General features: G+C 67.4%; 12 protein-coding genes and 1 tRNA gene. 11 read left to right on the plus strand and 2 right to left on the minus strand.

The window, feature by feature from the left end:
* Positions 1 to 96: 96 nt before the first annotated feature.
* Positions 97 to 1,194: a VIT1/CCC1 family protein gene (locus ACIPV5_RS10680; protein ID WP_400341008.1), complete on the plus strand. Its 1,098-nt coding sequence runs from the start codon at positions 97 to 99 to the stop codon at positions 1,192 to 1,194.
* 122 nt (positions 1,195 to 1,316) lie between these two features.
* Here ACIPV5_RS10680 and ACIPV5_RS10685 read toward each other — a convergent pair.
* Positions 1,317 to 1,399: transfer RNA gene (locus ACIPV5_RS10685), tRNA-Leu, on the minus strand.
* 113 nt (positions 1,400 to 1,512) lie between these two features.
* Here ACIPV5_RS10685 and ACIPV5_RS10690 point away from each other — a divergent pair.
* Positions 1,513 to 2,808, plus strand: a complete 1,296-nt coding sequence (locus ACIPV5_RS10690) for a M20/M25/M40 family metallo-hydrolase (RefSeq protein ID WP_400341009.1) — start codon at positions 1,513 to 1,515, stop codon at positions 2,806 to 2,808.
* Positions 2,809 to 2,853: 45 nt separating this feature from the next.
* A complete protein-coding gene (locus ACIPV5_RS10695; RefSeq protein WP_053096057.1) occupies positions 2,854 to 3,678 on the plus strand; it encodes an undecaprenyl-diphosphate phosphatase in 825 nt (274 codons plus the stop codon).
* An 18-nt stretch (positions 3,679 to 3,696) separates the two neighbouring features.
* Here the strand turns inward: ACIPV5_RS10695 and ACIPV5_RS10700 are convergent, their stop codons facing one another.
* Complete coding sequence (locus ACIPV5_RS10700; RefSeq protein WP_053096058.1) at positions 3,697 to 4,545, minus strand: PAC2 family protein; 849 nt, start codon at positions 4,543 to 4,545, stop codon at positions 3,697 to 3,699.
* Between the two features lie 91 nt (positions 4,546 to 4,636).
* On the opposite strand from ACIPV5_RS10700, the gene ACIPV5_RS10705 reads away from it, so the two are divergent.
* The 8 genes from ACIPV5_RS10705 to ACIPV5_RS10740 are packed head-to-tail and all read left to right on the plus strand — an operon-like array spanning position 4,637 to position 12,817.
* Positions 4,637 to 5,320: an HAD family phosphatase gene (locus tag ACIPV5_RS10705; RefSeq protein ID WP_072591272.1), complete on the plus strand. Its 684-nt coding sequence runs from the start codon at positions 4,637 to 4,639 to the stop codon at positions 5,318 to 5,320.
* Positions 5,317 to 6,336: a tRNA (adenine-N1)-methyltransferase gene (locus tag ACIPV5_RS10710; RefSeq protein WP_053096060.1), complete on the plus strand. Its 1,020-nt coding sequence runs from the start codon at positions 5,317 to 5,319 to the stop codon at positions 6,334 to 6,336. The genes ACIPV5_RS10705 and ACIPV5_RS10710 overlap by 4 nt, the downstream gene beginning before the upstream one ends.
* Before the next feature lie 10 nt (positions 6,337 to 6,346).
* Positions 6,347 to 7,264 carry a hypothetical protein gene (locus ACIPV5_RS10715; RefSeq protein WP_053096061.1) on the plus strand — a complete coding sequence of 306 codons (918 nt, stop codon included), beginning with the start codon at positions 6,347 to 6,349 and terminating at the stop codon, positions 7,262 to 7,264.
* Positions 7,264 to 8,259 carry a helix-turn-helix transcriptional regulator gene (locus tag ACIPV5_RS10720; protein ID WP_400341010.1) on the plus strand — a complete coding sequence of 332 codons (996 nt, stop codon included), beginning with the start codon at positions 7,264 to 7,266 and terminating at the stop codon, positions 8,257 to 8,259. The genes ACIPV5_RS10715 and ACIPV5_RS10720 overlap by 1 nt, the downstream gene beginning before the upstream one ends.
* Positions 8,256 to 9,245 carry a YafY family protein gene (locus ACIPV5_RS10725; protein WP_053096063.1) on the plus strand — a complete coding sequence of 330 codons (990 nt, stop codon included), beginning with the start codon at positions 8,256 to 8,258 and terminating at the stop codon, positions 9,243 to 9,245. The genes ACIPV5_RS10720 and ACIPV5_RS10725 overlap by 4 nt, the downstream gene beginning before the upstream one ends.
* Positions 9,246 to 9,272: 27 nt before the next feature.
* The gene (gene tatA / locus ACIPV5_RS10730; RefSeq protein ID WP_053096064.1) at positions 9,273 to 9,530 is read left to right on the plus strand and encodes a Sec-independent protein translocase subunit TatA; all 258 of its coding nucleotides are present in this window, start codon (positions 9,273 to 9,275) and stop codon (positions 9,528 to 9,530) included.
* 54 nt (positions 9,531 to 9,584) lie between these two features.
* Positions 9,585 to 10,343, plus strand: coding sequence for a twin-arginine translocase subunit TatC (gene tatC, locus ACIPV5_RS10735; RefSeq protein WP_056278720.1), 759 nt, complete (start codon positions 9,585 to 9,587; stop codon positions 10,341 to 10,343).
* A complete protein-coding gene (locus ACIPV5_RS10740; protein WP_056278721.1) occupies positions 10,340 to 12,817 on the plus strand; it encodes an RNA helicase in 2,478 nt (825 codons plus the stop codon). Before tatC ends, ACIPV5_RS10740 begins: the two co-directional genes overlap by 4 nt.
* Positions 12,818 to 12,819 lie beyond the last annotated feature (2 nt).

The following is a 12,819-nucleotide window of genomic DNA, read 5'->3' on the forward strand; positions in this document are numbered from 1 at the left end:
GCTGGCAATACCGTCGCCGGGTGCGACCGAGACGGGCTCCCGAAGCTAGCGTTGAACGGTTGCCCCGAGAACGGGGACCGTCGATCAGGAGACTTCATGACAGCCCCCGCTGCCGCCGAGCCCACCACCGCAGACCGCCGCCGCTGGGCGCGGTACCTCGTCGAGGAACGCGCCGAAGGACACGTGTACCAGAAGCTCGCGAGCCGACGCACGGGGGAGGAGCGTGAGATCCTTCTCAGCCTCGCCGACGCCGAGCGGCGCCATGAGCAGCACTGGCTCGATCTGCTCGGCGCGGAACCGGTCCGATTGCCACGCGCCGGCGTCCGCTCCCGCCTCCTCGGCTGGATGGCGGGCCGCTTCGGATCCATCTTCGTGCTGGCCCTCGCGCAGAGCGCCGAGGCACGTTCACCGTACGACTCGGAGCAGTACGCGACGCCGGCGATGCGCGCTGACGAGAAAGTGCACTACGAGGTGGTTCGCGGTCTCGCTGCGCGGGGTCGGCGTCGCCTGTCGGGCTCGTTCCGCGCAGCGGTCTTCGGGGCCAACGACGGCCTCGTGAGCAACCTCGCGCTCGTGCTCGGCATCGGCGCCACAGGCGTCAGTTCGGGTTTCGTCCTGTTCAGCGGCATCGCAGGCCTGCTCGCCGGGGCGCTGTCGATGGGAGCGGGGGAGTTCGTGTCCGTGCGGTCTCAACGAGAGTTGCTCGCGTCGACGGAGGCCAACGAGGATGCTGCCGCATCTGCCGCCGACCTCGACATCGATGAGAACGAGCTCGCTCTGGTCTACCGGGCGCGCGGGATCGGCCAGCAGGAGGCTCTGGAGCGCGCACGGCGCATCGTCGATGCCGCGCGCGCCGGCGTGGAACGCACCGCCACAGGGCCGGTCCACGTCCACGCCGGAGACGACCACGAGATCGTCGGCAGCGACTGGACCGCCGCGATCTCGAGCTTCCTGCTCTTCGCATCCGGCGCGATCATCCCCGTGCTCCCGTGGCTCTTCGGGCTCGAGGGGACCACAGCGGTGGTCGTCGCTCTCGTGCTCGTGGGCATCGCGCTCCTGTCGACGGGAGCGATGGTCGGCATCCTGTCCGGAGGGCCGCCCCTGCGTCGTGCGCTGCGTCAGCTGGCGATCGGTTTCGGAGCCGCAGCGGTCACGTACGTGCTCGGTCTGGTGTTCGGCGTCGGCGCGGTCTGACAGGCGCCGGCCCGACCGCGTCGGACAGGACTCGACGATCCACGCGAGTCCTGTCCGACGACACGGCGACATCGGAAACGAAGAAGGCCCCGGATATCATGTGGATATCCGGGGCCTGTCTGTGCGCGGAGGGGGACTTGAACCCCCACGCCCTTACGGGCACTACGACCTCAACGTAGCGCGTCTACCATTCCGCCACCCGCGCAGGTGTTGGATGTTCGTTGCCGAACGAAGATTTACATTAGCACGAGCTTCGGGGCACTCAGAAACCGACGGCGACGCCCGGGCGCGCCACGGCCTTTCGATAGCCTGGACTCCATGACTGACGTGTCTCTGCCCGAGGTGGTTCGCATCGCGCGCGACCTGATCCGATTCGACACCTCGAACTTCGGCGGGGGCAACGCGAAGGGCGAGCGGGAAGCGGCCGAGTACGTCGGCGCCTATCTGCAGGATCTCGGCCTGGAAGTCGAGTACTACGAGCCCATCCCGCGGCGCACGAACGTCATGGCGCGGGTGCCCGGACGCGACCGGAGCAAGCCGGCGCTCGTGGTGCATGGCCACCTCGACGTCGTCCCGGCCATGGCCGAGGACTGGACCGTCGATCCTTTCGCGGGCGTCGTCAAGGACGGCATGCTCTGGGGGCGGGGCGCCGTCGACATGAAGAACATGAACGCGATGATCCTGACGGCGGTCGGCGACCTGCTGCGAGCGGGCGAGCAGCCCGAACGCGACCTGGTGCTCGCCTTCTTCGCCGATGAGGAGAACGGCGGAGTGGAGGGATCGGCTCTCGTGGTGCAGAACCGCCCCGAGTGGTTCGAGGGCGCGACCGAGGCGATCAGCGAGGTGGGCGGCTATTCGATCACGGTCGACGATCGCCGCGCCTACCTGCTGCAGGTGGGGGAGAAGGCGCTCATCTGGATACGCCTCGTGGCGAAGGGCCGCGCCGGCCACGGAAGCCGTCTCCACGACGACAATGCGGTCTCGAAGCTCGCGGAGGCCGTGGCGGCCCTGGGTCGCACGCGGTGGCCCCTGCGACTCACTCCCACCACCGAAGCACTGCTGCAGGGCTTGAGCGATCTCACCGGGCGCTCCGTCGACGACCCGGATGCCCTCGCGGCGGCTGCGGGGCCCGCGGAGGCCTTCCTCCGTTCGTCGTTCCGCACGACGACGAACCCGACCGCCCTGTCCGCCGGATACAAGCACAACGTGATCCCGGAGCGTGCCGAGGCGCTGATCGACGTGCGGGTGATCCCCGGAACCGAAGACGACGTGCTCGCCGAGTTGCAGCAGATCGTCGGCGACGAGATCGAGATCCAGACGGTGGTGCGGGACATCGGCATGGAGACGCCTTTCGACGGCGAGCTCGTCGAGGCGATGATCGCGAGTCTCGGCCGGCATGACCCCGGCGTGCCGGTCATCCCGTACCTGCTGGGTGCAGGAACCGACAACAAGGCGCTCGCATATCTCGGAATCACCGGGTACGGGTTCGCGCCTCTCCGGCTTCCCGCAGACCTCGACTTCACCGGGATGTTCCACGGGGTCGATGAGCGGGTGCCCGTAGAATCGCTTGTCTTCGGTCAGCGGGTGCTGGCCGATCTGCTGCGCACGTATTGAGCTCTCGGCTCCACGTCCGCGCACCACGACTCAGAAAGCTCCTCCATGCACTTGTTCGAAGCGCTCATCCTCGGCATCGTCCAGGGACTCACCGAGTTCCTCCCGATCTCCTCCAGCGCCCATCTGCGCATCCTCGGCACCTTCCTGCCGTCGGGCGAGGATCCCGGCGCCGCGTTCACCGCGATCACCCAGATCGGCACGGAGGCGGCGGTCGTGGTGTTCTTCTGGCGCGACATCGTGCGGATCATCGCGCAGTGGTTCCGGTCGCTGACCGGCAGGGTCCCGCGCAGCGATCCGGATGCGCGCATGGGATGGATGATCATCATCGGCAGCATTCCGATCGTGGTCCTGGGGCTGCTCTTCCAGGACCAGATCGAGACCGTCTTCCGCTCCCTCTGGATCGTCGCGATCATGCTGATCGTCTTCGGTATCCTGCTCGGGATCGCCGACCACGTCGGCGCGAAGCGGCGCAAGCTCGATCAGCTCACCTACCCGCACGGCATCGCGTACGGCTTCGCGCAGGCTCTGGCGCTGATCCCCGGAGTCTCGCGCTCCGGTGGAACGATCACGATGGGACTCTTCCTCGGCTACGAGCGTGCCGCTGCCGCTCGCTACGCGTTCCTGCTCGCGATCCCCGCCGTGTTCGGCAGTGGCTTCTACCAGGTGTTCAAGAGCTGGGACGAGCCGTCGTTCTTCTCCTTCGGAGACACGCTCGCGGCGACGGGCATCGCATTCGTCGTGGCGCTCGGCGTGATCGCGTTCTTCATGAACTACATCTCGAAGCGGAGCTTCCTGCCGTTCGTGATCTACCGCATCCTCCTGGGGACCGTCCTCCTGGTGCTGCTGGGGACCGGCGTCATCGCGGCGTGATGACGAGGGCCCCGGCGACTACCGCTTGTGGTCGCCGGGGCCGTCGCCACGGCGCTTGAGATAGCGCTCGAAGGCCTGAGCGATGGCATCGCCCGACGCATCGGGGGAGTCCCACGTGTCGCGCGTGCGCTCGAGCTGATGGATGTACTCGGTCATGTCCTCGTCGTCCGCGGCGGCGGCATCGATCGATGCCTCCCAGGCGGCGGCCTCGGTGCGCAGGTGGTCGCGAGGCACATCCACGCCGGTCAGCTCCTCGAGCCGATCGAGAAGAGCGAGGGTCACCTTGGGCGACGGTGTGGCGGAGGCGACGTAGTGCGGCACGCTCGCCCACAGACTGGCGGTCGGAATGCCGGCGCTCTCGGCGAAGTGCTCGATGACGCTGAGAATTCCGACGGGGCCTTCGTAGAGCGAGCGCTCGAGGCCGTGCGCCTCGCGGACCTGCTCGTTCTGGCTCGAGGCGAAGATCGAGATGGGGCGGGTGTGGGGCACGTCGGAGAGCATCGCGCCGAGCGTCACGAAGCCCGTGATGTCGTCGCGAAGAGCGACGTCGATGAACTCCGACGCGAAAGCCTGCCAGGTGCGCGCAGGCTCCACGCCCGTGAGGATCCAGAACTCGGGACCGGGGCCGGGGTCGCGCGGGCGCCAGAGTCCGGCTTCGGGCCAGGTGAGCTGGCGACGCCCTTCGGCGTCCATCTTCGTCGCAGGGCGCGTGTACTGGTAGTCGAAGTACAGTTCCGGGTCGATCGAGTGCACGAGGTCGTAGTCCGTCGTCTCGCGCAGTGCGGCGACCGCGCCGCTCGCGGCTTCCCCTGCGTCGTTCCACCCGTCGAAGGCGACGATGACGATGCGTGAACCGAGGCCATCCATCGTGGGCTCCCTTCGTGGATTCCGGATCGGTATCCCTCCAGGCTAGTCCGACGGCGCGGGGACGGGGTGGAGCCACGGGTAACATGGTTCGGTGAGCAGACAGCCCCGCGCGATCCTCTGGGACATGGACGGAACACTCGTCGACACCGAGCCGTACTGGATGGCGGCCGAGACCGCGCTGGTCGAATCCTTCGGCGGCACGTGGACCCACGAGGATGCGCTTCAGCTCGTCGGCAACGGACTCATCGACAGCGCGATCATCCTTCAGAACGCGGGCGTCGACATGGATGCCGAGGCGATCATCTCGCTCCTCACCGACGGCGTCCAGGATGCACTGCGCACGCAAGGAGTGCCCTTCCGCCCCGGCGCCCGCGAGCTGCTGCAGGACCTGAGGTCAGCGGGGATCCCCACAGGACTCGTCACGATGTCGCTGCGTCGCATGGCGCTGAGCGTCGTCGACCTGATCGAGTTCCAGGCCTTCGACATCGTCGTCGCCGGCGATGATGTGACCAACCCGAAGCCCCACCCCGAGCCCTACCTCCACGCGGCATCCCTGCTCGAGATCGACATCGCCGATGCTGTGGTCATCGAGGACTCACCGACCGGGCTCCGCGCGGGCATCGCATCCGGCGCCGTCGCCCTCGGCGTGCCGCACATCGTCTCGCTCGATCACGTGGGCGCGCATGAGCTGTGGCCGAGCCTCGAGGGGCGCACCGCCGCCGACCTGATCGAACTCTTCGACCGAAAGACCTCCATGACGGGAGCCACCCGATGACCGACACCACCTCACAGCGGCCGAGCGGGCCGTTCCGCGAGGGCGATCGGGTGCAGCTGACCGGCCCCAAGGGTCGCCTGCACACCGTGACCCTCCGAGAGGACGGCGAGCTGCACACGCACCAGGGCGTGCTCCGGCACCGCGACCTCATCGGTCTGCCCGACGGCTCAGTGGCCGCGAACAGCTCGGGACACGAGTACCTCGCGCTCCGGCCTCTGCTCCGCGACTTCGCGATGTCGATGCCGCGCGGCGCCGCGATCGTCTACCCCAAGGACGCCGCGCAGATCGTGATGCAGGCCGACATCTTCCCCGGTGCCGTCGTCGTGGAAGCGGGTGTCGGGTCCGGTGCCCTTTCGCTCTCGCTCCTGCGGGCCATCGGTCCGGTCGGCCGGCTGGTGTCGTTCGAGCGTCGTGAGGACTTCGCCCAGGTCGCACGGGGCAACGTCGAGACCTTCTTCGGCGAGACGCCGGACACCTGGGACGTCGTGGTGGGAGATCTCGCGGATGCGCTGCCGGCGGAGTTCCCGGCGGGCACGGTCGACCGTGTCGTACTCGACATGCTCGCGCCGTGGGAATGCATGGATGTCGTCGCCGACGCACTCACCCCCGGCGGCGTCGTGCTGTGCTACGTGGCCACCGCCACGCAGCTCTCGCGGGTGGCCGAGTACATCCGGAGCACGGGCCTGTTCACGGATCCCGAGGCGTCCGAGACGATGGTTCGCGGCTGGCACGTCGAGGGTCTCGCCGTGCGACCCGATCACCGGATGGTGGCGCACACCGGCTTCCTCCTCACGGCTCGTCGGCTGGCGCCGGGCGCCGTGGCCCCTCAGGTGAAGCGCAGGGCATCGAAGAGCAGCTACGGCGATGCGGATGTCGAGGCGTGGACGCCGGGGGCTGTCGGCGATCGCGAGATCAACGACAAGAATCTGCGCAAGCGGGCGAGAGAGGCCGCGAAGGCCGCTGAGGGCGCCCGTCTCGCCGCCGGTTCGCGCGAATCCGAGCCACCGACGGAATAGACTGGAGCGCGTGCGTAAAACGTCCGCCGTTCTGGCAACCATCAGCCTCGCCGTCCTCACTCTGACCGGATGCGCCTCGGCGCCCTCGTTCGCCGGTGATGCGTGCGATCGGGCGGCGGCATCGACCGCATCCGTGAAGGATTCGGTCACCGTCGAGGGCGACCTCGGAGAGGCTCCGGACGTCACCGTGTACAGCCCGGTGAAGGCGGACGAGACGTCCTTCGCCGACGTGGTGACCGGCGAGGGAAACACGCTCACCACCACCTCCCAGCCGATGGTGCTCGACATCGCCTTCTATGGCGGCGAGAGCGGCGAGAAGCTGTACGAGTCCGAGTTCAACGGCGACCCGAGCCGTGTGCACAGCATCTCCTACTGGGCAGAGCGGTCCGCCGGTCTCGAGACCGTGTTGGAGTGCGCGACCGGAGGCAGCCGGATCGTCGCGGTGCTGACCCCCGAGGACTTCGGCGAGGCGAATGTCGAGGCCTTCGGTCTCGAAGAGGATGAGAACGTGGTCGCCATCATCGACCTCCAGGATGTCTACCTCGCTCACGCCGAGGGCTCATCGCAATTCAACGACGCCCGGGGCCTGCCGACCGTCGTCCGCGCTCCCGATGGCACCCCCGGAGTGATCATCCCCGACAGCGACGCCCCCACCGAGACCGTCACTCAGACGCTCATCAAGGGCGACGGGGAGAAGGTCGAGAAGGAATCGACCATCGTGACCAACATCATGGCGCTCGGATGGGACGACAAGACGGTCACCTCGAGCACGTGGGGTGCCGAGCCCAACATCGGCCCCGCAGCGAAGGAGCTCGTCGGCGCGACGGTCGGCTCCCAGCTCCTGGTCGTCGTGCCCGAGGCAGACGGAAACCCGGCGACCGCGATCGTGGTCGACATCCTGGGCGTCGTTCCCGTCCCGGAGCAGTGATGGCGGCCCGTATTCCCGCGGAAGAGCGCCTGACGAATCTCGTCGTGGCGCTCATGGCCACGGAGATCGGGCTCACGAAGCAGCAGATCCTCGACAACGTGTCGGGTTACCGTCAGCGCGCCGATGCGGGCGTGCGTTCGGATGCACTCGAGAAGATGTTCGAGCGCGACAAGGACGAACTGCGCACTCTCGGCGTCCCCGTCGAGACGATCGGGGATCAGGCCGATCCGAATGACCTCCGCGAAGCGCGTTACCGTATTCCGCAGGCGGAATACGACCTGCCCAGCGATATCGAGTTCACGGCCGCCGAGCTCGCTGTGCTGCAGCTGGCGGGGAGCGTGTGGAGTGCCGAGTCCGCATCCGGCGACGCCAAGGCCGGCGTGCGCAAGATCCGGGCGCTCGGGATCGACGGCGACGAACCGATCATCGGGTTCGCGCCGCGGATCACCGCCCGCGATGCCGCTTTCCCTCCCCTGCAGGATGCGATCGAGAAGAGCCGCGTGGTCGTCTTCGACTACCTCAAGCCGGGGGAGGGCGCACCGCGGCGCCGCAGCATCCGCCCGCTCGCACTCGTCGACTATGAAGCGAGATGGCACGTGTTCGGCGTCGATGTGGACATCGAGCAGGACCGCATGTTCCTGCTCAGCAGGATCGTCGGCGATGTGAAGATCACGGCGAAGGCATTCGACCCTGCGCTGCGCGAGGGTGCGGGGGAGCGTGCCCTGGCCGGTCTCGAGCGCGTCGCCGCTCAGAACTCTGCGCTGCTCGAGGTCACACCCGGCACCGAGGCGTCGCTGCGGCTCGGCCGCCGGGCGACTCCGGCGGCGCCCCAGGGCATCCTCGTCCCGTTCGTGGACCTGCACATCTTCGCCGACGAGCTCGCGTCGTACGGTCCCGAGGTGCGGGTTGTCGAGCCTGCGGAGCTCCGCTCGGCCGTCGTCGATCGCCTGACCGCGGTCGTGGCGACGAATTCGGATGCGGGGGAGGTCCGATGAGCGCCCAAGGCAAGCCGCTGCTCGCCGCTGACCGAGTCCGCGTCTATCTGACTCTGGTGCCCTATCTCCTCGAGCACGGACAGGTCTCGCTCGCCGAGGCGGCTGCCGAGTTCGGTGTGACCTCGACGGAGATGCGGCAGATGGTCGAGAAGCTCACGGTCATCGGCCTGCCCGGTGATTCCGGCTTCTGGCAGCAGCCGCAGGAGATGTTCGACATCAACTGGGACCTCCTCGACGAAGAGGACATCATCGAGATCACCAACGACGTCGCTCTGCGCCGGGTTCCTCGATTCACGGCCCGAGAAGCCGCCGCGCTCCTCGCGGGCCTGCAGATGGTCGCCGCCGTGCCGGCGGTCTCCGACTCGGGATTGGTCAGCGGCCTCATCTCGAAGCTCTCGCGCGGCGCGGCCGATGCGCCGGCCGAGGTCGTCGTCGCGCCGAGCGCCGTCGACGAGGTCCGCCAGGTGGTGTCGAGAGCCGTGCAGAACGGCGTCGCCGTGTCGTTCACGTATCAGGCCCCCGATGCCGCGCCCACGACGCGCACCGTGGATCCCGTGCAGGTGCTCATCACCAACGCGCAGTGGTATCTGCAGGGGTGGTGCCATATGCGACAGGCCATGCGCACCTTCCACCTGGATCGCGTGAGCGATGCCCGGCTGACCGACATCCCGATCACGCACGCGGGCGAGCACGTCCCGGAGGCCTTCTCGGCCGTCGAGGACGAGGGGGAGGTGCGAGTGCGGGTGCCCGAGCGGATGGCGCCCCTGCTCGGGGACTTCCTGACGGCCGACAACTCCGACGTCAGCGATGGGATCGTCACCGTTCGGCTGCATCTCGCAGACCCTCGGGGAGTGAAGCGACTGGCGGCGAAGTTCGGCGGCGCCCTCGAAGTGGTGGATCCCGGGGTCGCTCGAACTGCCGCGCGGGAATGGGCTGCGGCCGGACTCGCCCTGTATCGCCACCCCGAAGGCGACAACGCCCGTTAGACTTTCACCAAACGACGAAGGAGAATCATGGGCGCTTTCGGTTGGCCACATCTGCTGATCATCCTCGCCGTCATCCTGCTGCTCTTCGGTGCGGCGAAGCTGCCGGCACTGGCGAAGAGCCTCGGTCAGTCCGCCCGGGTGTTCAAGGGCGAGATGAAGGCGATGAAGAACGAGGACGCGACTGATGCCGCAGATCCGGCATCCCCGACCACCACGACCTCGGTCGCAGACACCACGGTGACGGCTCGCGACACGGATCCGGGTCAGCCTCCTCGATCCGCCTAGTTCGTGTCCGCTCTCGATTCCGCCGACCAGGAGACGCCGGGCCGTGACAGGCGGATGTCTCTCGGCGCGCACCTGATCGAGCTCCGTAAGCGTCTGTTCATCGCAGCTGGTGCCCTGGTGGTCGGCATGATCATCGCCTTCTTCGTGACAGGGCCGATCATCGACCTGCTCTCGGTGCCGATCGCCACGATCGCGGAGCAGCAGGGGCGCGAGTACACCGGCCTGAATTTCACCACCGTGACGAGCGGGTTCGATCTGCGCATGCGGATTGCCTTCGCGATCGGACTCCTGATCTCCGCGCCGGTGTGGCTGTGGCAGGTCTGGGCCTTCGTCATGCCGGGGCTCACGAAGAAGGAGACCCAGTACACCTGGGGATTCCTCGGGGCGGCCATCCCGCTGTTCTTCGGCGGTTGCACCGTCGCGTTCTTCGTGCTTCCGCATGTGATCGAAGTCATGGCATCGTTCGTCCCCACCGGCATGGCGCAGTTCTTCGACTACTCCACCTACTACGACTTCGTCTTCAAGTTCCTGCTCGTGCTCGGCATCGCCTTCGTGCTGCCTGTCTTCCTGGTGGCACTCAATCTCGCCGGCATCATGTCGGGCCGCGACATCCTGAAGGGCTGGCGAGTCGCCATCCTGGTGTGCACGATCTTCGCCGCCGTCACGACTCCGCCTGCTGATGTGTTCTCGATGCTGCTGCTGATGGGATCGATGATCGTGCTGTACTTCGCGGCGACCTTCATCTCGATGCTCTTCGACCGACGCAAGCGCAAGCGCGACGCCGCTGCAGGCATCGAACCCGTGGCCGTATGAGCTCGCCGGCCGAACGATACGCCGCGGCTCGACAGGCGGCAGGGCACCCGGCGACCGTCGCCTTCGCCGCGAACCAGAAGTTCGAGCTCGACCCCTTCCAGGTCGAAGGATGCCACGCACTCGAAGACGGCCAGAGCGTGCTCGTCGCCGCGCCGACCGGTGCAGGCAAGACGATCGTCGGCGAGTTCGCCATCCATCTCGCGATGCAGACTCCGCGGGACAAGGCCTTCTACACCACGCCGATGAAGGCGCTCTCGAATCAGAAGTTCCGCGAGCTGGTCGATGTGTACGGCCCGGACGACGTCGGTCTGCTCACCGGCGACACGAACATCAACGGCAATGCCCGGATCGTCGTGATGACGACCGAGGTGCTGCGCAACATGATCTACGCCGACTCGGCCGCGCTCCGAGACCTCCGCTACGTCATCATGGACGAGGTCCACTACCTCGCGGATCGTTTCCGCGGGGCAGTGTGGGAGGAGGTGATCATCCACCTGCCGCAGCACGTACGGCTGGTCTCCTTGAGCGCCACCGTCTCGAACGCCGAGGAGTTCGGAGACTGGCTCGACACCGTGCGCGGGGACACCGAGGTGATCGTCTCGGAGATCCGTCCGGTTCCGCTCGAGCAGCACGTGCTCGTCCGCGATGATCTGCTGCCGCTCTTCGACGATCGGGCGGGGATCGCGACCGCACAGGTCAATCAGGAGCTGATGCGGATCCGCTCCTTCACCGGCTCCAACTACGACAACAATCGTTCGGCGCAGGAGTATCGCAGCAATCGCCATGCCGGCCGACAGGCGCAGCGCCCGCCACGAGGCGGACGTCGCCCCGTCCGTTCCGCGAACGTGCGTCGGATCGAGCGCATGGATCGCCCGGACGTGGTGCGGCTGCTCGAGCAGGCCAACCTCCTGCCTGCCATCTTCTTCATCTTCAGCAGAGTCGGGTGCGATGCGGCGGTGCAGCAGGTCCGGAGATCGGGCGTGCGGCTGACGTCGACCGAGGAGCGCGCGGAGATCCGAGCGATCGTCGAGGACCGGACCCGTTCGCTGCAGGATGAGGACCTCGGCGTGCTGGGCTACTGGGAGTGGCTCGAGAACCTCGAGCGCGGTGTGGCTGCGCACCATGCGGGTCTGCTGCCGGCCTTCAAGGAGGTCGTCGAGGACCTCTTCAAGCGGAAGCTCGTGAAGGTCGTCTTCGCCACCGAGACCCTGGCTCTGGGCATCAACATGCCCGCGAGAACCGTCGTTCTCGAGAAGATGGAGAAGTTCAACGGCGAGGCCCGAGTCGCGATCACATCGGGGGAGTACACGCAGCTCACCGGTCGCGCGGGACGACGCGGCATCGACGTCGAAGGTCACGCGGTGGTGCAGTGGACCGAGGGCATGGATCCGCAGGCGGTCGCGGCCCTCGCCTCTCGCCGCACCTATCCGCTGAACTCCAGCTTCCGGCCGACGTACAACATGGCCGTCAACCTGATCGATCTGTTCGGCAAGCCCCGGGCCCGCGAAGTGCTCGAGTCGTCTTTCGCGCAGTTCCAGGCCGACCGCGCAGTCGTCGGACTGGCGAGACAGGTCCGCGAAGCGGAGGAGTCGCTGGACGGGTACAAGGCGGCGATGGTCTGCGATCACGGCGACTTCCTGGACTACGCCTCCATCCGCCGCGAGCTGAGCGATCTCGAGAAGAAGAACCGCCAGGACTCGAACGCGCCGCGCACATCGCGCGACAAGCGCATGAAGCAGATCCACAGCCTCCGCACGCGCATGCAGCGTCACGGATGCCATCGATGCCCTGATCGCGAAGCCCATGCGCGCTGGGCCGAGCGGTACTGGAAGCTCAAGCGTCAGAACGATCGCATCCGCCGACAGATCGAGACGAGGACCGGCACGGTGGCGCGCGTCTTCGATCGCGTCGTCGAGGTGCTCGAGACCCTGGACTATCTCCACCGAGACGACGAGGGGGAGACAACGCTCACCGAGGCCGGGCGGACGATGCGCCGGATCTACGGCGAACGCGATCTGCTGGTGGCCGAATCTCTCAGACAGGGGCTGTGGAACGGTCTCGACGCGCCGTCCCTCGCTGCGATGGCGTGCTGCCTCGTCTACGAGCCTCGTCGCGACGAGGCGAATGCGGGGGAGCGGGACCTGCCCCGAGGTGCCTTCCGCGCAGCGTACGAGAAGACGACGACCCTGTGGGCCGAGCTGGACGACCTCGAGAAGGACCACCATCTGCCGGGATCCGAGCCTCTGTCGGCGGGCCTCGCCGGTGCGATGCACTCGTGGGCGCGAGGAGGGATGCTGGACCGCGTCCTCGTGGACGCAGACATGGCGGCCGGCGACTTCGTGCGATGGGCCAAACAGACGATCGATCTGCTCGATCAGCTCTCGATCGTCGCGGAAGACGGTGCGCTGGCCCGCAACGCCCGCGTGGCTCTGGACGGCGTCCGTCGCGGCATCGTCGCCTATTCCTCGATGTGAGA

Origin of the sequence: Microbacterium sp. NPDC090014 (assembly GCF_044748285.1) — a bacterium.
Classification (GTDB): domain Bacteria; phylum Actinomycetota; class Actinomycetes; order Actinomycetales; family Microbacteriaceae; genus Microbacterium.